This window comes from Vibrio sp. 2017_1457_13 (genome assembly GCF_030851525.1).
Classification (GTDB): domain Bacteria; phylum Pseudomonadota; class Gammaproteobacteria; order Enterobacterales; family Vibrionaceae; genus Vibrio; species Vibrio metschnikovii.
Genome location: NZ_VHTA01000001.1, coordinates 180,431 through 200,399, shown reverse-complemented (window position 1 = coordinate 200,399; position 19,969 = coordinate 180,431). Strand labels below are relative to the sequence as shown.

Annotated in this window: 18 protein-coding genes; 11 read left to right on the top strand and 7 right to left on the bottom strand. The window is 45.0% G+C overall.

Translation table 11 applies throughout. From position 1 onward, the window contains the following. The first annotated feature begins 250 nt into the window (after positions 1-250). The 3 genes from FKN88_RS00895 (at position 251) to FKN88_RS00885 (ending at position 5,343) form a co-directional block, all read left to right on the top strand. Complete coding sequence (locus FKN88_RS00895; RefSeq protein WP_004395424.1) at positions 251-733, top strand: DUF3015 family protein; 483 nt, start codon at positions 251-253, stop codon at positions 731-733. A gap of 125 nt (positions 734-858) precedes the next feature. After that, positions 859-2,724 (top strand): DUF4105 domain-containing protein, encoded by a 1,866-nt coding sequence (locus tag FKN88_RS00890; protein ID WP_154168393.1) that lies wholly within the window; start codon positions 859-861, stop codon positions 2,722-2,724. Positions 2,725-2,979: 255 nt separating this feature from the next. After that, a complete protein-coding gene (locus FKN88_RS00885) occupies positions 2,980-5,343 on the top strand; it encodes a DNA polymerase II (RefSeq protein WP_154168395.1) in 2,364 nt (787 codons plus the stop codon). Positions 5,344-5,354: 11 nt separating this feature from the next. On the opposite strand, the gene FKN88_RS00880 is transcribed toward FKN88_RS00885, so the two are convergent. Then, entirely contained in the window at positions 5,355-6,122 is a 768-nt protein-coding gene (locus FKN88_RS00880; RefSeq protein ID WP_154168397.1) for a nucleotidyltransferase domain-containing protein, read from the bottom strand. Between the two features lie 206 nt (positions 6,123-6,328). Between FKN88_RS00880 and yeiP the strand changes: the two genes are divergently transcribed. Together yeiP and FKN88_RS00870 are read left to right on the top strand one after the other, a co-directional pair. Then, complete coding sequence (gene yeiP / locus FKN88_RS00875) at positions 6,329-6,895, top strand: elongation factor P-like protein YeiP (RefSeq protein ID WP_004395429.1); 567 nt, start codon at positions 6,329-6,331, stop codon at positions 6,893-6,895. 2 nt (positions 6,896-6,897) lie between these two features. Continuing rightward, positions 6,898-7,218 carry an HI1450 family dsDNA-mimic protein gene (locus FKN88_RS00870; protein ID WP_004395430.1) on the top strand — a complete coding sequence of 107 codons (321 nt, stop codon included), beginning with the start codon at positions 6,898-6,900 and terminating at the stop codon, positions 7,216-7,218. Between the two features lie 143 nt (positions 7,219-7,361). Here the strand turns inward: FKN88_RS00870 and yqfB are convergent, their stop codons facing one another. Next, the gene (gene yqfB / locus FKN88_RS00865) at positions 7,362-7,661 is read right to left on the bottom strand and encodes a N(4)-acetylcytidine aminohydrolase (RefSeq protein ID WP_306687178.1); all 300 of its coding nucleotides are present in this window, start codon (positions 7,659-7,661) and stop codon (positions 7,362-7,364) included. A 207-nt stretch (positions 7,662-7,868) separates the two neighbouring features. Here yqfB and hutC point away from each other — a divergent pair, with 207 nt between their 5' ends. From hutC to hutH, 5 genes are all read left to right on the top strand, one after another. Further along, positions 7,869-8,582 (top strand): histidine utilization repressor, encoded by a 714-nt coding sequence (gene hutC / locus FKN88_RS00860; RefSeq protein WP_154168401.1) that lies wholly within the window; start codon positions 7,869-7,871, stop codon positions 8,580-8,582. Between the two features lie 242 nt (positions 8,583-8,824). Then, positions 8,825-10,027, top strand: coding sequence for an imidazolonepropionase (gene hutI, locus FKN88_RS00855; protein WP_306687078.1), 1,203 nt, complete (start codon positions 8,825-8,827; stop codon positions 10,025-10,027). Continuing rightward, positions 10,020-11,087, top strand: coding sequence for a formimidoylglutamase (hutG, locus tag FKN88_RS00850; protein ID WP_306687077.1), 1,068 nt, complete (start codon positions 10,020-10,022; stop codon positions 11,085-11,087). The genes hutI and hutG overlap by 8 nt, the downstream gene beginning before the upstream one ends. Before the next feature lie 121 nt (positions 11,088-11,208). Beyond that, positions 11,209-12,906, top strand: coding sequence for a urocanate hydratase (hutU, locus tag FKN88_RS00845; RefSeq protein WP_154168403.1), 1,698 nt, complete (start codon positions 11,209-11,211; stop codon positions 12,904-12,906). Positions 12,907-12,918: 12 nt separating this feature from the next. Further along, positions 12,919-14,469 carry a histidine ammonia-lyase gene (hutH, locus tag FKN88_RS00840; RefSeq protein WP_154168404.1) on the top strand — a complete coding sequence of 517 codons (1,551 nt, stop codon included), beginning with the start codon at positions 12,919-12,921 and terminating at the stop codon, positions 14,467-14,469. 111 nt (positions 14,470-14,580) lie between these two features. Here the strand turns inward: hutH and FKN88_RS00835 are convergent, their stop codons facing one another. The 4 genes from FKN88_RS00835 to FKN88_RS00820 all read right to left on the bottom strand — a co-directional run bounded on the left by FKN88_RS00835 (position 14,581) and on the right by FKN88_RS00820 (position 18,366). Further along, positions 14,581-15,159: a DUF1440 domain-containing protein gene (locus tag FKN88_RS00835; protein ID WP_306687076.1), complete on the bottom strand. Its 579-nt coding sequence runs from the start codon at positions 15,157-15,159 to the stop codon at positions 14,581-14,583. Between the two features lie 452 nt (positions 15,160-15,611). Further along, a complete protein-coding gene (locus FKN88_RS00830) occupies positions 15,612-16,586 on the bottom strand; it encodes a transposase (protein ID WP_154168406.1) in 975 nt (324 codons plus the stop codon). Positions 16,587-16,744: 158 nt separating this feature from the next. Beyond that, complete coding sequence (locus FKN88_RS00825) at positions 16,745-18,220, bottom strand: cryptochrome/deoxyribodipyrimidine photo-lyase family protein (RefSeq protein WP_306687074.1); 1,476 nt, start codon at positions 18,218-18,220, stop codon at positions 16,745-16,747. Then, positions 18,220-18,366 carry a DUF2256 domain-containing protein gene (locus FKN88_RS00820; RefSeq protein ID WP_154170666.1) on the bottom strand — a complete coding sequence of 49 codons (147 nt, stop codon included), beginning with the start codon at positions 18,364-18,366 and terminating at the stop codon, positions 18,220-18,222. The genes FKN88_RS00825 and FKN88_RS00820 overlap by 1 nt, the downstream gene beginning before the upstream one ends. A gap of 210 nt (positions 18,367-18,576) precedes the next feature. Here FKN88_RS00820 and FKN88_RS00815 point away from each other — a divergent pair, with 210 nt between their 5' ends. Then, positions 18,577-19,302 carry a DUF3581 domain-containing protein gene (locus FKN88_RS00815; protein WP_306687073.1) on the top strand — a complete coding sequence of 242 codons (726 nt, stop codon included), beginning with the start codon at positions 18,577-18,579 and terminating at the stop codon, positions 19,300-19,302. Positions 19,303-19,462: 160 nt separating this feature from the next. Here the strand turns inward: FKN88_RS00815 and FKN88_RS00810 are convergent, their stop codons facing one another. After that, positions 19,463-19,924, bottom strand: coding sequence for an isoprenylcysteine carboxylmethyltransferase family protein (locus tag FKN88_RS00810; RefSeq protein ID WP_154168409.1), 462 nt, complete (start codon positions 19,922-19,924; stop codon positions 19,463-19,465). Between the last annotated feature and the right edge of the window lie 45 nt (positions 19,925-19,969).

Here is a 19,969-nt window from a genome sequence, read left to right as displayed (position 1 = left end):
GACATCCTCATTTTATAAACAGGCTTAATACTGAACAAAGATCACACAAAACACCCACTTTTTGAGAGTCATTCGTAACTTTCGATTGAAAATGCAGTCAATTTCATATATTTATAAGTCCCGTCAATCAATCCCATAATACGCACCGTTTATTATCAGCTCACTGAGTCACCACTCATGCGCGATTTAAATAGGTAAAGCGCTTTGGGATATTTTGATATTAAAACGATAATCTTAAGGATATAAAAACATGAAAAAACTATTCGCAGTGGCCGCTCTTGTAGCACTCCCTTTTTCTAACGCAGTAATGGCAGACTCTGATATTGGTTGTGGTGTCGGCACCATGATCTTTGATGGTAAGGAAGGTAAAGTGTTTAAAGTACTTGGTGCAACCACCAACGGTACTTCTGGTAACCAAACCTTCGGTATCACTTTTGGTACACTAGGGTGTGATGGCACTGGCACCATTAATTCCGCACAAAAACTTGCGCTATTTATCGATGGTAACCTTGATAACCTTGCACGTGATATCGCACGTGGCGAAGGCGAAACACTGGCAACACTTTCTGAAGTTTGGGGAATTCAAGCCTCTGATAAAGCAGCGTTTAATCAACTAGCAAAAGAAAATTTTGCCAACGTTTTCCAATCTGAAAACGTGACTTCACAAGAAGTATTTACTAATCTAAATACCTTAGTTGCTCAAGATCAAGCGCTTGCTGCTTACACTATCTAATCGCTGATTCCTGACCAAAGCAAAAGCCTAATGGTTGAGTTTTAGGTTGATGAATAAGCTACCTATAGAGTGCCCGATAAGGGCACTCTTTATTTATTTTCGTCCCCCCAAAGAACACGATAAGTATGAGACTTTCTGCTAGACATTACTGCCATTGGCGCTCCTTAGGGTTCTTTTTACTCAGCGTAGTATTAACTCGCCCCGCCTTCGCCAGTTCAGAACTGAACACGATGGATCTCGCCACACACCCTTATTGGCTAAAATTAGGTCACTATCTGCCTCGATGGGGAGGATATCGCAGCACTATCGATTCAACGCCATTTTTCCTTGCTCAAGACGGTAAAATTAATCCGCAAGCCGAATTACAGGCGACATTAGATACGCTTTATCATTCCGATCCGGCCATAGCAGAGCAAGCTCGCTGCACTTATCCAGCACGTTATACATGGATAGAATCACAATTAGGCCGTACAGCTCAGCTTAATTGTCCAGAATTAGACAATTGGCGCAGCGTGATCGATCCGGCAGGGATGACTTTGGTCTTTCCTACTGCGTTTATGAATAATCCCTCTTCGATGTTTGGTCATACTCTGCTCCGGATTGATGCAAAAGATCAAACTCGTCATCAAGAGCTGGTCGCGTTTGCGATCAATTTTGCCGCCGAACCCGAAGGCAATGACAACCCTGCATTATATGCGATGAAAGGTTTATTTGGTTTTTATCCGGGTAGATTCACTGTGATGCCTTATTATCGTAAAGTGCGTGAATACAATGACATTGAGTCACGTGATATTTGGGAATATCCCTTGAATTTAACTGAGCAAGAAGTCGAACGAGTGCTGCTGCATTTATGGGAAATGCAATTAGCCGAGTTTGATTACTATTTCTTGGATGAAAACTGCTCTTACCAACTGCTCGCTTTATTAGAATTGGCTCGAGATGATCTTTTTTTAGTGGAAGATTTTCCTTTTCAAGCCATTCCATCAGATACCGTCAACGCCTTAGCCAAACGCGGCTTGATTGATACCCCGCGTTATCGGGAATCATTCGGTACGCGTTTAATCCATCAGTCACAACAAGTCTCTCCAGAGCTTTTTCAAGCAGCAAAACTGGCGACACAAGGTCAGTTTCCTGACCCTAACCAGTTTAACGATCAAGAATTAGCCACGATTTATGAATTTGCTTATGAATGGCTCAATTTTCAATTGTATGATCAAGGCTTAGAACGCGATCCGACGGCGCAGCGGCTGACGCAATTATTACGACTGCGTAGCCAAATCAACGCCTCATCACCTTTTGAGCCCGTACCGATACCGGCTTTTTCTCCTGAACAAGGGCATGGTTCGGCACGACTCGGCATCGGTGGGCAGTATTGGCATCATACACCATCAGCGTTAAATCTTGAGTGGCGCGCCGCCTATCACGACTTATTAGATGCTCAGCAAGGTTTTATTCCTGGCGCACAAATTAGCTTTTTGGATCTACAATTAAGTCAAGATCAACATAACACCACACGTTTAGAAAAGTTGTATCTGCTTGATGCCATGACAGTCGCGCCAAATCACAATCTATTCTCTAGTGCATCATGGAATATGCGACTTGGTTTTGATCGCCAGCCAAGCCAGCAACAACGTCAAGGACGGTGGTTTGTGCAAGGTGGTTATGGTCAGGCATGGGGTGACCCCAATAACTTACACAGCTATGGATTAGCCTCACTGGCATTCAATCATGGTTCACTGACCGATTATCGTCTTACCACCGGTGTGGGGATGGAAGCAGGCGTCCTCTGGCAAGTGGCAGACAAGCACCGTTTAGGGTTACAGGGACAATACTTGGCTTTATTGAATAGCGCTGCCGCTCATCATAGCCAGATTAATTTAACTTGGAACTGGAGTCTTGCTCGTCATTGGGCACTGCGCAGTGAAATTCGCTATCAGCATTGGCAACAAGAAGAAATGAGTGCAAAAGTCACTGGTTATTTTTATTACTAAGCGCGACAAGTAAATCGCAGTGGCCCATTATAATAATGTTCACTTTAGTTTAGAAATATCATGAACTTGATAAGGTCCACTATCGGCAAAACCTCAAATTACACCGACCTCAACGCGTCCTGACGCGAATAGCAGAAGATGGTATTATCTTCTGCTATTTTTTAGGTATCCCCAAACGACTTGATGTTACAGATAGACGACAAGTAGCAAAGGAAGATATCTTCTGCCTAAATACTGCCATCAATAAGGTTGACTGTGACTCTCGAATCAGGTTTTGTCCTCACCCGCCAAGCAAAAGATATCAACGGTAAAAGTCACATTGAGTTGTGGCTGGCGACAAATCAAGGGCCAACACAGTTGATTATCGAGGGCGAACAAGCGGTGTTCTTTATCGAACAAACGCAGATTCAAGCTTGCCAAGCCATCGCCAAACAACAGCAAATAACCGTTGATATTCGGCCTCTTGAGCTTAAAGACTTTAACCAACAGTCACTGGCAGGTTGTTATTTTGCGAGCCATTATCAAGCATCCAAACTGGCTCAAGCGCTCCAGCATGAGAATATCATCACTTTAGAAGCCGATATTAAACTGGCGGATCGCTATTTAATGGAACGATTCATTCAAGGCAGCCTTGAGTTTACCGGCACCATAACCCACTACGGCGACTATCGCCAAGTCCGTCAAGCAAAATGCCGACAAGCCGACTATTTACCACAACTCCATGTGGTTTCATTAGACATTGAATGCTCAGAGAAAGGCTTACTCTACTCCATCGGTTTGCATAGCCCCATCGATAGTCGTGTGATCATGGTCGGCCAGCCACAGTCCGCTGAAACCACTATCGAATGGGTCAGCGATGAATATCACTTACTCAATGCTTTAGTCGATTGGTTTCAACGCTTTGATCCGGACGTGATCATTGGCTGGAATGTGATTGATTTTGACTTTCGCTTACTGCATAAGCGGGCCGAATGGCATAAATTAAAGCTCAAACTTGGCCGAGCTAAGCAGGCCAGTTATTTTCGATCAGCTGCGCAAACGAACCAAGGCTTTATTACCATTCCCGGACGCGTAGTACTGGATGGAATCGATACCTTAAAAACCGCGACCTATCAGTTTCGCTCTTGGTCTTTAGAGGCCGTGTCCCGTCAACTGTTAGGAGAAGGTAAAGCCATTACTCAGCCGCACGATAGAATGGAAGAAATCAATCGCCTTTACCGACAAGATAAACCTCAGCTCGCCCATTACAATCTGCAAGATTGCATTTTAGTCGAGAAGATTTTCCAACATACCCATTTATTGGACTTTGTTATTCAGCGCTCTCGATTAACCGGATTAGAGTTAGATAGAATTGGCGGCTCAGTAGCCGCTTTCACGAATCTCTATCTGCCTCAACTACACCGTGCTGGATATGTTGCGCCCAACCTGCACTCCGAAAACTGGATTGCCAGTCCAGGTGGTTATGTCATGGACTCTCGCCCTGGCTTGTATGACTCAGTCCTACTACTTGATTTTAAAAGCCTTTATCCCTCAATTATCCGGTCGTTTTTAATTGACCCTTTAGGGCTGATTGAAGGTCTACCACTTGAGATCGGCAATAAACCACATCAAGCGGTCGCTGGATTTCGTGGCGGCCAGTTTCATCGTCAACGCCATTTTTTGCCGGCAATGATCGAAGCACTGTGGGCCGCTCGGGATATTGCTAAGCAAAACAACGAGCCCGCCTTTTCGCAAGCGATCAAAATTATTATGAACTCCTTTTATGGCGTACTTGGATCATCTGGCTGCCGGTTTTTTGATACTCGTCTGGCTTCAAGTATTACCATGCGCGGCCACGAAATCATGAAGCAGACCAAAACCTTAATTGAGGCGCAAGGTTATCAGGTCATTTATGGTGATACCGATTCAACCTTTGTTTCATTAGGTGGCGTATTTAGCCAAACACAAGCTGACAAAATCGGACGTGACTTGGTCTGGCACATTAACCAGTGGTGGGCAACCCATCTTCAGCAAGCCTACGGATTAAGTTCTTTTTTAGAGCTGGAGTATGAAACTCACTACCGCAAGTTTTTAATGCCGACCATTCGTGGCTCAGAAACGGGGTCGAAAAAGCGCTACGCTGGCCTGATTGGTGAACCCGGTGCGGAAAAAATGGTGTTTAAAGGCTTAGAGAGCGCCCGCAGTGATTGGACGCCTCTTGCCCAACGTTTTCAGTCTGAACTGTATTGGATGATATTTCACGATCAGCAGCCAGATGAGTATATTCGCACGACCGTTGAGCAAACGTTAGCTGGAGAGTTTGATCAGCAGCTAACCTACCAAAAGCGCCTGCGACGCAAGCTGCACGAGTACCAAAAAAACGTGCCTCCTCAAGTACGCGCCGCTCGCCTAGCAGATGAAATCAATGCGCGTTTAGGTAGAGCTTTACAATATCAAAATAAAGGCTCGATTGAATACTGTATGACACTTAATGGCCCTGAACCTAAGCAGTACTTATCCAGCCCTATCGATTACCAACATTACATTGATAAACAACTCAAACCCGTTGCCGATGCGATTTTGCCTTTTATTAACCGTCAGTTTGAGCAAATCACCGCCGCGCAACTCGGGTTATTTTAACTCAACGATTATTAACCAATTTTAAATTCGGTTTTTTTATACTGTTTGATTAACCACGGACCAAAGCTATCTAATAAACCTATCACCGAACGCTTGGGGATCACTTGCCCTTTCAGCAAAATTTTTAAACGGTCAACCTCAGTTTGTTTCTCTGGGTAGTAACGTAAAAACTGCTCGCCGCACTGACGCGGATCATCAAACCAATTTTTGTCCTGATACATGACCAATGAATAGCTGGCACGAAGCAGTTTTTTAGCAATCATCTGCTGAGCGTTCGCCTGTTGAGCGGCATCATGGGTTTTGGCTATTTTATCACGATAAAACAACAGCCAATCTTCGACATCCATATTCCAATACTTGGCGATTTCCCAACTTGGCTCATAATCACCAAAACATTCTGCGAGGTTATCGCCATAGACACAAACGCTACAGTGGCGCAGTAAAAAACCCCAAGAAAATAAACTGTCTAACGTCGCGACTTCTTTCACTTCAGCGGTTTTAAAACTGACATCAGTAATAAACGCAAAGCGTTTTTGAAAACGCCAACGAATGGTATTGATTAACGTCGTACGAGTGTTCTCGATTGAACCATAAGTCACCACAATCACATCCAGATTTGAAAAGTTGGGACGCGCAGTTTTGCGTGCCACACTGCCATAGAGATATACGCTATGTAGCTGCTCGCCTAATCCAGCGCGCAAAAAAGAGACCAACTCCTTAATCGCAGGTTGATAATCAATTTGGAAAGGCTGCTTGGCATCAATAGGCGACAAGGTCATGTCGTAAAGTAACTCAACAAGTGAAACATAAAGTTATGTTCTCCTATGCGCGCGTTCGAATCAATAGCCAAATCATGACCAACCGTGTCTTGCAAGACAATTTCCACTGCACAACAACTTTTTCTTTTCAGGAGCGCATGAAGCATTTCTTTTCTGGGAAAGCATTCGTTATAATGCGCCGAAATCAAGCACAAAGGGTATTTTCCATGCCAAAGGCAAGTGAACTAAAAAAAGGTTTTGCGATTATTTCTAACGGCAAAACATTGTTAATCAAAGATATCGAAGTCACCACTCCAGGTGGCCGTGGCGGTTCTAAAATTTACAAATTACGTTGTACTGACCTAACTACAGGTGCTCGCGTCGACGAACGTTATAAATCTGACGATTTTCTTGATACGGTAGAGATGAACAAACGCAACGTTTCTTTCTCTTATGTCGACGGTGATGATTATATCTTCATGGATAATGCAGATTACTCACAATTCACCTTTAAAAAAGCCGATATCGAAGATGAACTGCTGTTTATCACTGAAGAAATTCAAGGTCTACAAGTGGTGTTGGTTGATGGTAAACCTGTTGCCATCGAATTACCTTCTTCTGTAGAGATGGTGATTGAAGAAACCGATCCATCAATCAAAGGGGCTTCTGCTTCTTCTCGTACTAAACCAGCGCGTTTTGCCACGGGTCTAGTGGTACAAGTGCCTGAATATATCGCTAACGGTGATCGCATTGTGATCAATACCGCTGAGCGTAAATACATGAACCGAGCGTGAGCATGACAGACTTACTCTCTTACGATGAAGCCATCGATACCGCTTACGACATTTTCTTAGAAATGGCGGAAGATAACCTTGAACCAGCAGATGTCCTGCTCTTTGTTGCCCAGTTCGATGAGCGCGGCGCAGCTGAAGTGGTTGATATTAGTGATGATTGGGATGCGGAAGTGGGCTTTAGCGTCGATAAAGAGCGCTATGCAGAAATTTGCATAGGATTGGTCAATGAGAGTAACGACGTACTGGATGACGTTTTTGCACGTTTATTGCTAAGCCGAGATCCTGAACAAAAGTTTTGTCATATTCGTTGGAAACGTGACTAATATTCGTTTCGTTAACGGACGATACCCAGAAAACTTTAAGTAAGAAGGGGATCAGCGACAATGCCAACTCAGCACGAGTTGGCATTGTTTTTTTTCCTAAAAGAAAAATCAACTTAGCACGGCAGTTAAATAACCAAAGATCGTTATTCGACTAGTTGGTAATGAATCACATACAACTCTTCTATCCCTGGATAGATATCACTGATCACCTGTTTTAATTCAGTTAAGGTCATATTTTCTTGCTGAGCATGAAACTCATTTAAGTCATCAAACTGGATCGGCTCAACATTGATGATTTTTAAACGGCAAAACCAACGCCCTTCTTCTAAGGTACTCACTTCAACCATAGAACCCGGTTGATAATCCTTCTCGCTTTGATCGCGAATAGTGATGACTTTTTTTTCGGTTAAAATATCGCTTTCAAATCGTGAAAAGAAAGTCATTTCTGTAGGAATGCTGGTCGAGGATGCGAGCATATTTTTCTCTCTTATTAGCCTAGAAATAGCTGACACTATAGCGAATAAGCCTAAGGCTTTAAATCGCAAAAAACATTATCTGTATAGCCCTGCGCTAAATACGAACAAATAGACTTGCTTTTTTTAGCTCGCTCATCAATCATTTGTATAGATAAATAAATGTAATGGATTTGTATGCCTACTTCACCCCTGTACCAACAAATTAAACAGCACATTATTCACCAGATCGAATCCGGCCAATGGCCAGTTGGTGAACGGATCAGCACCGAATTGGAATTAACTGAGCAATTTTCTGTCAGTCGCATGACGGTCAATAAAGCGATTCGAGATTTAGTGTCTGAAGGCCGCTTGCAACGTCGCCCACGGTTAGGCACCTTTGTCTGCGCCGCACCAGAAAAAGCCGAATCTCCACTGTTAGATATACGCAATATTGCCGAGGAAATCGTCAGTCGAGGTCAGCGTTATCATAATAAAGTTCGCGCTCATCACTCTTTAATTGCCGATGAAACTCTTGCTACTCAATTAGGGGTAATGCTCTCTACTCCATTGTTTTATAGTGAAATATTACATTACGCGAACGATCAACCATTACAACTTGAAGTTCGTTGGGTTAACCCTAGGCATGCCCCTGACTACCTTCAACAAGACTTTACTCATATTACGCCTAATCAATACCTTTCCGAGGCCTGCCCACTCAGTGCGATTGAGCATACGGTCGAAGCTTTGATCGCTGACAAACCAATCAGTGAAGCGTTGCTACTCAAAGCTAACGAACCTTGCTTGCTGCTTAATCGTCGTACTTGGAGTGGTGAGCATTTAGTGAGCTTCGCTCAGCTCTATCATCCGGCCAGTAAGTACAAATTAAGTTCGAAAATTGTCTATCCATAACCATAGAGTCGATCACATTTTTGTAACATAATCGTTGCATTCATCACCCGTTAATTCTATTAATTGTATATACATTAAATCATCCTTAACGACCTAATGTTACCTGTTTGGAAAAATCGTCCTCAAACAGTCGAAAACTCAGCGATTGAATTGAGATGATCGAACGTAGCCAATGTCGATGTAGCTTCAAGTAACAAGGAAATCGGTATCATCGCGAACCTCTGGCTCGCTAAGTAGGGGAAATGGAACACGTCTTAACCAATGCGCGTATAGTGAGTATGCAAGCTGGTGATATCGGCTATCAGCCCAGTGAGCCGCTTTCAATTGTCATCCGTGACGGAAAAATTGCCGACATCACCACAAACACCTTAGCCGACCATCCACAGCGAACCAATTGCCAAGGCCAGTTAGTCACTCCGGGACTGATTGATTGCCATACGCACCTTATTTATGCAGGTCAACGAGCCAATGAGTTCGAACAACGCTTAAATGGCGTCTCTTATCAGACGATTGCCGCTCAAGGGGGCGGAATCATGTCAACGGTGAAAGCCACCCGCCAAGCCTCACAAGATCAATTAATCGAGTTAGCACTGCCTCGTTTAGATGGTTTATTACGCAGCGGGATCACCAGTGTAGAGATCAAATCTGGCTATGGGCTGACGCTTGATGATGAAATTAAAATGCTCAAAGCCGCGAAAGCGTTGGAAGCCCACCGCCGAGTGAAAATCACCACCACCCTACTTGCCGCCCACGCCGTGCCACCTGAGTTTGCCGGTAAAGCCGATAGTTATGTTGATTTCATCTGCCAAACTATCATTCCACAAGTGGCAGAGCAGCAATTGGCAAGCAGTGTCGATGTGTTTTGTGAATCAGTAGGCTTTAATCTTAAGCAAACTGAGCAAGTGTTTCAGTGTGCCATTGAGCATGGTTTAGCGATTAAAGGCCATACAGAACAGCTGTCCAATCTCGGTGGCAGCGCTTTAACGGCGCGCTATAACGGGCTATCGGTCGATCACATTGAGTATCTCGATGAAGCTGGAGTGCAAGCATTAGCACAATCAACGACCGTCGCGACTTTGCTGCCCGGTGCGTTTTATTTTTTACGCGAAACACGTAAGCCACCCATTGAATGGTTACGCCACTATCAAGTACCCATGGCGATTGCTACTGATATCAATCCTGGCACTTCACCATTTGCTGACCTGACCTTAATGATGAACATGGCTTGCACCTTGTTCGGCTTAACTCCGCAAGAAGCGCTGCGTGGGGTTACCACTCATGCAGCACAAGCACTGGGTGTCGCGGCAAGCCGCGGCCAAATTGCCGTCGGCTATGATGCCGATTTGGCCTTCTGGTCACTCAATCATCCTGCTGAATTGAGTTATCAAGTTGGTATCCCTTCTTTACAAGCCCGTATGGTTGATGGAGAGCTCTGTCATGACTAATTCCGTTTCCCCTTCCCATCTTTATCAGTGGCAAGGTCGTGATGATGTTGAAGATGGTGAACTGGGTCAGCGAGTCCACCATGTTATGCAAATAAAACACCTTGATGAATTAACCGAGGCCTCCCATAGCGTTGCATTGGTCGGCTTTGAATGTGATGCCGGTGTTGAGCGCAATAAAGGGCGGATCGGCGCAAAACATGCACCGAATTTAATTAAACAAGCATTAGCCAATTTAGCGTGGCACCATACCAGCTCGTTATGCGATTTGGGCAATATTCACTGCCATGATGATGACTTAGAGCAATCCCAACTCCGTTGTGCTCAGTTAATTGCTGACGCTTTAGAACACTCACCAGTGATTGTACTTGGCGGTGGTCACGAAGTGGCGTGGGCGAGTTTTCAAGGACTGGGCAAACATTTACTCAAACAAGGCATGAAAACGCCAAAGATCGCGATCATCAATTTTGATGCTCACTTTGATCTCAGATCCTTTAGCAGTGAGAAGGTATCCATCAAACCCAGCTCTGGCACTCCGTTTATGCAAATCGCTGATCACTGCCAACAAATCGGCTGGGATTTTCATTACGCCTGCTTAGGTGTCAGCCGTGCTAACAATACGACCGCTCTATTCCAGCGTGCCGATGAGCTTGGTGTTTGGTATGTCGATGATAAAACCCTCAACGAACGCAATCATGCTGCGTTAATCGAGAAAATGGATGCATTTATCGCCGATTGTGATTATCTCTACTTAACCATCGATCTCGATGTCTTTCCAGCGGCGACCGCCCCCGGTGTCAGCGCTCCTGCTGCCCAAGGCGTAAGTTTAGATAATTTCCATCTCTACTTCGATCATCTACTGCAACACCATATTGATAAGCTGCTGATTGCCGATCTGGCTGAATATAACCCGAGCCACGATATCGATAATCAAACGGCGCGACTTGCTGCTCGTCTGTGTTGGGAAATCGCCAGTGCCATGACTCAGCACCAAGAGCAGTCACACGCTACCCCATCATCGGTTGAAGTTCAGAGCACTGACTCTCCTTCTGATGATATTTAAAGTTCAATCAAACGACTCACTCATTACCGGCCCCCATACTGGCTGAGTGGGTCATGCATCTATCCTCGATGATAAAAAAGGGTTTGACCCGTAAACGGAACCATGAATAAGGAGCAACACCATGTCACAACCACCCAATAACGATGTTCGTTTAGATACCACTCGAACTATTCGTGCTCCGCACGGCACGACTCTGCGCGCGAAATCTTGGTTGACCGAAGCACCACTGCGCATGTTAATGAATAACTTAGATCCGGAAGTTGCCGAACATCCTCATGCATTAGTGGTATACGGTGGTATTGGCCGCGCGGCGCGCAACTGGCAATGTTTCGATAAAATCGTCGAGGTATTAGAGCGTCTTGAAGAAGATCAAACGCTGTTAATTCAATCGGGCAAACCGGTGGCGGTGTTCCCGACCCATAAAAACGCACCACGAGTGTTGATTGCCAACTCAAACTTAGTCCCTCATTGGGCGAATTGGGAGCATTTTAATCAGCTCGATAAACAAGGACTGATGATGTATGGGCAAATGACCGCCGGATCATGGATTTATATTGGTTCACAAGGCATTGTCCAAGGCACTTACGAAACCTTTGTCTCGGTTGCTAAACAACATTTTGATGGTCAAGCCAAAGGGCGCTGGATCTTAACCGGTGGTCTCGGTGGTATGGGCGGCGCTCAGCCTCTCGCGGCAACCATGGCAGGATTTTCAATGATTGCCGTTGAATGCGATGAATCGCGCATTGATTATCGTCTACGCACTGGCTATGTCGATAAAAAAGCCACTAGCTTAGATGAAGCATTAGCCATTATTTATGAATCAGAGACGCCGGTTTCGGTCGGTTTATTAGGTAATGCCGCGGATGTTTTCCCACAGTTAGTTGAGCGTAATATCACGCCTGATGTGGTGACCGATCAAACTTCAGCTCATGATCCACTCAATGGCTATTTACCGCAAGGCTGGACGATGGAGCAAGCCGCGCAGCGCCGCTTAGAAGATGAAGCTAAAGTCACGGCAGCCGCTAAAGCCTCGATGGCCACTCAAGTACAAGCCATGCTCACCTTGCAGCAACGCGGCGCGGCGACCTTAGATTATGGGAATAACATTCGGCAAATGGCTTTAGAAGAGGGTGTTGCTAACGCGTTCGACTTCCCCGGTTTCGTCCCTGCTTATATTCGTCCCTTATTTTGTGAAGGTATCGGACCGTTTCGCTGGGCGGCTTTATCGGGCGATCCGGAAGATATTTATAAAACCGATCAAAAAGTTAAAGAACTCATTCCTGATAATCCTCACTTGCATAATTGGCTCGATATGGCTCGTGAGCGCATCCAGTTTCAAGGGCTACCAGCGCGTATCTGCTGGGTGGGTTTAAAAGACCGCCAACGACTGGGACTCGCGTTTAATGAAATGGTCAAAAATGGCGAGCTAAAAGCGCCCATCGTTATTGGTCGTGATCATTTAGATTCTGGTTCAGTGGCAAGCCCTAACCGAGAGACCGAAGCGATGCTTGATGGCTCTGATGCCGTCTCTGATTGGCCATTATTGAATGCACTACTCAATACGGCCAGCGGCGCGACTTGGGTTTCGCTTCATCATGGTGGCGGCGTTGGTATGGGCTTTTCACAGCACTCAGGAATGGTGATCTGTTGTGATGGTAGTGACGATGCAGCCGAGCGCATTGCCCGAGTGCTGCATAACGATCCTGCTACCGGGGTAATGCGTCATGCTGATGCAGGCTACGACATTGCCAAGCGCTGCGCGGCGGAACAAAAACTCGATTTACCTATGCTTAACGCAGAGTTGGCTCAATTAAAATAATAAGGATAACCCATGCATCACTTAACCATTACTCCCGGCGAGATGACGCTGAGCCAACTGCGCCACATTAACTCATCCCCTGTCTGCTTGAGTTTAGATCCAAGCGCGATTCCAGCGATTGAACAAAGCACCAAAGTGGTCGAGCAAGTGATCACGGAAGGCCGAACCGTGTACGGGATCAATACCGGTTTTGGCTTATTGGCCAACACCAAAATCGCCCCTGAAGATTTAGAAACGCTGCAAAAAAGTATTGTCCTTTCCCACGCTGCTGGCATTGGCGCATGGATGGACGATGACACCGTGCGTTTAATGATGGTGTTAAAAATTAACAGCCTAGCGCGCGGCTTCTCAGGCATACGTTTATCGGTGATTGAGGCTTTAATCACTTTAGTCAATCATCAAGTCTACCCCTGCGTACCACAAAAAGGCTCGGTGGGAGCTTCAGGTGACCTAGCTCCTCTCGCCCACATGAGCACCGTATTGCTCGGTGAGGGACAGGCACGTTATCAAGGGGAGATCATTGATGGTGCTCAGGCGCTGCGCATTGCTGGTCTATCACCAATTACTTTGGCGCCTAAAGAAGGACTGGCGCTACTCAATGGCACTCAAGCCTCAACCGCATTCGCGCTGCAAGGCTTATTTATGGCCGAAGATTTGTTCGCCTCGGCAACGGTCTGCGGCGCGATGTCCGTTGAGGCGGCGTTAGGCAGCCGTAAGCCATTCGACCCGCGCATACACCGTGTTCGTGGTCATCGTACTCAAATGGATGCCGCCGCTGCCTATCGTCATTTACTTGATAGTCGTAGTGAAATCGGCGATTCACATTCAGGTTGCGAAAAGGTGCAAGACCCGTATTCGCTACGCTGCCAACCACAAGTGATGGGGGCCTGTTTGCAGCAAATTCGCCAAACTGCGGAAGTGCTTAGCGTTGAAGCGAATGCGGTATCTGATAATCCTCTGGTGTTTGCTGATGATGGCGATATTATTTCTGGCGGTAACTTTCATGCCGAGCCTGTGGCAATGGCTGCCGATAACCTCGCCTTAGCGATAGCCGAAATTGGTAGCTTGTCAGAAAGGCGCATGGCGCTGTTAATTGATAGTGCGCTGAGTAAACTACCGCCCTTTTTGGTTGATAATGGCGGTGTCAACTCAGGGTTTATGATTGCCCAAGTCACCGCGGCTGCACTAGCGAGTGAAAATAAAACCTATGCCCATCCAGCCTCGATTGACAGTTTACCCACTTCAGCGAATCAAGAAGATCACGTCTCGATGGCAACCTTTGCCGCCAGAAGACTGCGCGATATGGCAGAAAATACGCGTGGGATTTTGGCGGTTGAATATCTCTCAGCCGCGCAAGGATTAGATTTTCGTGCGCCGCATCGCTCTTCTGAACGCATTGAACTGGCCAAGCAAATGTTACGCGCCAAAGTATCGTTTTATGATAAAGATCGCTACTTTGCACCAGACATACAACAAGCGAACGAGTTGCTTAAACAAGCGGTGCATAATGGTTTAATGCCTGAAGGCTTGCTGCCAAGTGTTACTCATCATGTAACCATGTGATAATAAAAGGTAATCCACTAACACAGGGATTGATCGTCAGATTAATCCCTGTGCTATATCAGCGCAGCGTGCATTCGATTAGCTTATAAAATCTCCGCTATTATAGACAATCTACTTAGCCCAATTACCTATGATCGGTTTTCCAAGCAGAGCTAAGACGGCAATAAGGCTGATCTCAATCGAAACGGACCAACAAATATGGCCGATCATCTCACTCCAAAACTCATAACCATTAAGATTCCATAACCATCCTACTTGTCCATCAAGATACGCTGGATGTCGAAAACCTAATGCGGGGATCAATAGACCATGCATGACTAATGTAATTATAATTCCGTACACTGCCCCATACCAAAGTCTTATCTTGGGTGCTATTGCTGAGATGAAAATATAAACAAAGGCAAAAGCAAAACTAAATAGCCAGTGATAAAGCATTACCGCACCAGGGATAGTAATGCCTTGATAAACATAATCCAGCGAATGAGAGTTTACTCCTAGCCATCCTAACCAAGCATCAATATTCGCGGCAGGCGGCGATATTTCACCCGCTATACGTGGCGGCATATTAGCCTCAGTACCTGATTTTACGAGAGAACTAATAAAGCCCCCAATAAAGGTAGCAAGCACCAAAACCATGGCATTTTTTTTGTCGAAAATAAAATCAAATCTATTCATGTTTTGAGAGGACATTCTCGAGATCCTTTTTGGCTCGCGCAATTTCTTGCACTGTCAGTAAAAACACGACCATCCACTGTTGATTTCGAAGATAGCTGTGCAGTAAACATCATATGCTCATGTGATTTCAGTGTAGCTGTAGTTATCAGCATACTCCAAGATATCTTCATCTCTCTCGTATACCTTTATCTTTTACAGGACACACACCAAATAACTCCATTTCTAATATCTTTTACAGGACACACACTAAATAACCCCATTTCTAAGGATTAGTACTAAAAACTTATCAAATGATAGTGAAACTAACTCTGTCTCCAAGCGTTTAAGGTCTATTTAAACTAAATTAATTAAAACGAGGTTATAACAAGTAGGTAGATATCGTATATTGATTGAATTAAAAGAATGCATAATTCCAGCAAAGGTTCTGGTCTAGTTTCTATACTGAGTTTTTATAGTAAAGCTAACACTTACTCCAAAAGATACAGGTGCATCTTTTGTTTTTTAAAAACTACCTTCGCTATTGCTGCCTGAGGCCGAGTACCAATAGCGGTCGCGCGCGACTTCTCTAGACCAATGCAGATTTTTAGCCAATCCCTTGAATTGAAACTTAATCGCGACAAAATATTTGGCATTTTATTGCTCATGGATGCTTTGCCGTCTCGATACTGGCGAGCGGTCCAGTCAACCAACTCTAAATAATCCATCAGACGAAAAGGGATCCCCTCTCGCAGCTCATTAGTTGGGTTACCAATAAATGGATGCAAACAAGGCGCTGTCACTAAATTTTTGCTTAGCGCATTAATTCTGGCTTTTATCGAGGTAAATTCACTGGTTTCTGGGGTATCAGCTATCCCCGCTCGTATCGGGTTTAAATCAACATAAGCCATTGCCGCAACCAGTGCTTTTTCATCCAGTAACGCTTGGCTTTTGAAGCGGCTCTCCCAAAAGTGTCCAGTGCAATTGTCTTCTCGGTTAGCTTTACAAGCAATGTCGTAATTGAGCTCTTTCATAAACCAGCTCAAGCTCGATAACCTTTCCCGCCAAACTTCTATTAGTTCAATGCAGCACGTTTGTTCAGCTAGACTAGTGAGTTGTTTATTTTGCCAACGTTGGATTAGTACTGGGAGTTTATGAACTTGGCTCCAGCGATCAACGACTTGATGATGCGTGAGGTTTAACACCTTGTCTTGATTAATATTTACCACTAAATGGTAGTGATTGCTCATGATTGCGTATGCACAAATATCAATGCAATAGACGTTAGTTAACGAATAGATTTTTTGTTCTATCCATTCTCTTCGATGTTCATAACAACGATTGGTCAGCGTATCTTTTCCGCATAAAAAGCTACGCCTCACGCAGCGAGAAATGCAGTGATAATAAGATGTTACATCCGTAGAAACCAGTTGTTGTCGAGCGGTGGTCAAAGTAGTGTCCTCCATTAAACGTGAAGGAACCTTAGCAATAAATGATGATTAAATGTGCTATCAAATCACCAAAAGACTAAAAATCATACTTTTTCCATACTTTTGGTGTGTGTCCCATAACATCCCCAATAAATGTAGCTAACCCAGCCCCCGTCTTTGTACAAAAATCCCCATTACCTCATATTCACCCGCGCGTGAATGGCAAGAATACGCTGAGCTTCACGATTAACATCCTCTCGTTTGCGCCAAGCCCATAACCTATCTCGCGCTTGCTTAGCGCAAGCTGCCACATCAATCACTGGGTTTAAATAGCGACTATCGGCGGGCAATTGATACATAATGGCTTCCATAGGGCTCATTTGCCACGGTTCAAACAGCAAAGATAGTGGTACTTCTGCCAATTCAGGCACCCACTGCCGAATAAAAACACCTTGCGCGTCATGCTCTTGAGCTTGTTTGATTGGGTTGTAAATTCGAATCGTATTGATCCCAGTCACCCCAGCCTGCATTTGAAATTGAGCATAATGAATGCCTGGTTCAAAATCTAAAAATAGCTGTGCTAAGTGCCCGACCCCAGCACGCCAATCTTGATTCATATGATGAGTCAACACACTCACCAACATTGCGCGCATACGAAAGTTTAAATAACCGGTATGGTACAAACAACGCATACAGGCATCGACTAATGGAATGCCTGTTTGGCCGCTTTTCCAAGCTTCCAATAGTTCTGTATCCGGCTGACACGCTTGCGCCAGAAGCGGCTCATAAGCACGATTTACACAGCGAAACTCCATCTCACATTCTGATTCAAATTTCTGTATGAAATGGCAATGCCAGTGTAACCGTGAAGCTAACGCAATTAGGCTCCGCCTTAACCCAGTCGTATTCCAATAACTGAGTAGCGTTTGATACATCTCGCGCAATGAGATATTCCCCCATGCAAGATAAGGGGACATACGCGAACAAGATACTCGGGCGAGCGACGGGCTGGATATCTGAAAGTAGTAATTTTTTGCTCGACGCTGAAAAAAATCCGCTAAGGTCTGTTTAGCGAGTGTCTCACCGCCTGTTTGGAATCCTTTCTCTTTACGTCGCCAAGCTGATGGTACATTGTTATCCAAACCTAAATCGGTAGCACAAACAGAAATTAACCTCTGTGCGGTTAAATTCGGCATTGCCAATGGTGCTCGCATAATTGCTTGCCAGTGCTCATCCCAACCTTGACGATGAGTTGCCGCGCGGCGTACGGCGCCATAAGCACTTTGATGCCAACTTATCCCCTGCTCCGTACACCAATGCTGAAGGGCAACATCACGCTCGAAGGTATTGGCAAGACCCACTTCCTGATGAGAATAAAGGCCTTGAATCGAAAAATGTGCCGCTAATGTCGCCAAACCTTGCTCAGCTGAGATATTAGCAATCAGTATCTGATGACCAAATCGAGCGAGCCGTTGATTGATATCTTGCAGTGATTGCCAGACAAAACGCCAATGGCGCTCAGAATAATGGCGATCATTGAGCAGCATGGGCTCAAAGAAATACACCAACAGCGTCGGTATTCCGCTATCTAATGCAGCGCACAAGGGGGGATGATCACTTAAACGTAAATCGCGCTTGAACCAAACAATGTTGATGGCTGGAGGGCTCATTATGCTTTACCTCGCTGACGACGACACCGTTCTGAACAATAGTTCACTTCATTCCAACAACGTTGCCACTTTTTCCGCCAACGAAAAGGGCGCTTACACACTGAGCAGAGTTTTTCAGGTAAAAAGGCTTTTTGATGACTTGTCATGACCATTGATTGATTCGTTATCATGCCGTTAATTACGTCAAGCTTGCCAACCACGATCACGGTTTTAGCTAAAATCGTGCTGTTTTATAAGCTAAAAATCCTTTCTTTTTGCCAAAAGGCACGAATTGTGAACAATTTAACACTGATTGGACCATTAAAACTTTTCTTGGGGCTATAATCGGCAACAGTTTTTATGAACAAGTGTTGATTATGCTGCTTAAACCTTATTTTTCATCTGCTGAACATCAATTTCAATTTACTCGCCGACAAGCGAGCCATTTTGCCAAGAAAGTGGCGGGTGATTTCAATCCGATCCACGACGAAGACAGTAAGCGGTTTTGCGTACCCGGCGATCTGCTGTTTGCTGTGCTCTTGAAAAAGAACGGTATTAGCCAAAAAATGCGCTTTACTTTCTCCGGCATGGTCAGTGATGGCGTTGCGCTGCATGTTGAAAATCAATGCAGCCAAATGAGTTCGTTGGTCGATCAATCGGGTAAAGAATATTTATTAATGCAACGCGAGGGAGAAGTTTCCCACGATGCGGTGTTTATTGAGCATGTGATTAAAAGTTATGTCCAATTTTCAGGCATGAACTTTCCACACATTATGGTGCCACTGATGGAGCAGCAACAAGTGATGATCAACTGCCAGCGTCCATTGGTGATTTATGAAAGTATGGAAGTGGAATTTGAGCGCTTGGATCTTAGCCATCCAGAAGTTGAGTTTAGCGGTGCCTCCTTCGATGTCGATGGTAAACGAGGCGTCGTGACCTTGAATTTTACCTTTAAAGATCAAGGCCAATTAGTCGGCAAAGGCATCAAACGTATGGTTGCCAGTGGATTAAAGCCTTATAACCAAGCCGATATTGATGATTTAGTGCAGCGCTTTAACGACCGCAAAGTGCGTTTTCTGGCTGAGTTATCACAAGCGGCCTAATCATCTCAGCTCCGCCACTACCGGAGGAGCTATATCCAAACGACTTGGAGTTGCAGGTAGGCGGCAAGTGAGTGAATCCCGATGAGCATAGGCAAACTATGTGATTGGGGTGAACGAACGTAGCCAACACCGCTGCAGCTCCAAGTAGGAAGGCTATAAATCATATCCAACGCCTAACTCGCGCTTTGTAATTGCTATAACGCTCACCAAACACCCGCTCTAATACTCGCTCTTCTGGCTGGATCTGAAACCGATTCATGTAAGCGATGAACCCTATCACCACTAATAAACTGACTAGATTTTGCTGCCAATATGCCACGCCAAATAACAATAGTAATAACGCTAAATACATAGGATTACGGCTGTAGTTAAAAATTCCAGAATCGACAACAGTAGAAGCTTGATCCGGTTTAGTGGGATTGACCGTGGTATTCGCCCTGCGAAATTGTACAACGGCAGAGATACCGACTACCCCTGATAACATAACGCATAATGCAAAGATCAGCTTGGTATACGGAAGAGTAAGATCGGCAAAGCTAAATAGATACGCTAACCGATTAGACATCACCAGTGCCACTAAAAACAGGGCCACGGGTGGAATTTTCAGTTCTAAATAACGCACAACTCCTCTCCTCATTGGTTAAACGGCCATCCGAAGATGGCCGCT

Bases quoted from the DNA above. Each gene is read 5' to 3' on its own strand.
- FKN88_RS00895 (WP_004395424.1), top strand. From the start codon at position 251: ATGAAAAAACTATTCGCAGTGGCCGCTCTTGTAGCACTCCCTTTTTCT.
- FKN88_RS00890 (WP_154168393.1), top strand. From the start codon at position 859: ATGAGACTTTCTGCTAGACATTACTGCCATTGGCGCTCCTTAGGGTTC.
- FKN88_RS00880 (WP_154168397.1), bottom strand. From the start codon at position 6,122: ATGACCTTGTCGCCTATTGATGCCAAGCAGCCTTTCCAAATTGATTAT.
- yeiP (WP_004395429.1), top strand. From the start codon at position 6,329: ATGCCAAAGGCAAGTGAACTAAAAAAAGGTTTTGCGATTATTTCTAAC.
- FKN88_RS00870 (WP_004395430.1), top strand. From the start codon at position 6,898: ATGACAGACTTACTCTCTTACGATGAAGCCATCGATACCGCTTACGAC.
- yqfB (WP_306687178.1), bottom strand. From the start codon at position 7,661: ATGACTTTCTTTTCACGATTTGAAAGCGATATTTTAACCGAAAAAAAA.
- hutC (WP_154168401.1), top strand. From the start codon at position 7,869: ATGCCTACTTCACCCCTGTACCAACAAATTAAACAGCACATTATTCAC.
- hutI (WP_306687078.1), top strand. From the start codon at position 8,825: ATGGAACACGTCTTAACCAATGCGCGTATAGTGAGTATGCAAGCTGGT.
- hutG (WP_306687077.1), top strand. From the start codon at position 10,020: ATGACTAATTCCGTTTCCCCTTCCCATCTTTATCAGTGGCAAGGTCGT.
- hutU (WP_154168403.1), top strand. From the start codon at position 11,209: ATGTCACAACCACCCAATAACGATGTTCGTTTAGATACCACTCGAACT.
- hutH (WP_154168404.1), top strand. From the start codon at position 12,919: ATGCATCACTTAACCATTACTCCCGGCGAGATGACGCTGAGCCAACTG.
- FKN88_RS00835 (WP_306687076.1), bottom strand. From the start codon at position 15,159: ATGTCCTCTCAAAACATGAATAGATTTGATTTTATTTTCGACAAAAAA.
- FKN88_RS00830 (WP_154168406.1), bottom strand. From the start codon at position 16,586: ATGGAGGACACTACTTTGACCACCGCTCGACAACAACTGGTTTCTACG.
- FKN88_RS00825 (WP_306687074.1), bottom strand. From the start codon at position 18,220: ATGAGCCCTCCAGCCATCAACATTGTTTGGTTCAAGCGCGATTTACGT.
- FKN88_RS00820 (WP_154170666.1), bottom strand. From the start codon at position 18,366: ATGACAAGTCATCAAAAAGCCTTTTTACCTGAAAAACTCTGCTCAGTG.
- FKN88_RS00815 (WP_306687073.1), top strand. From the start codon at position 18,577: ATGCTGCTTAAACCTTATTTTTCATCTGCTGAACATCAATTTCAATTT.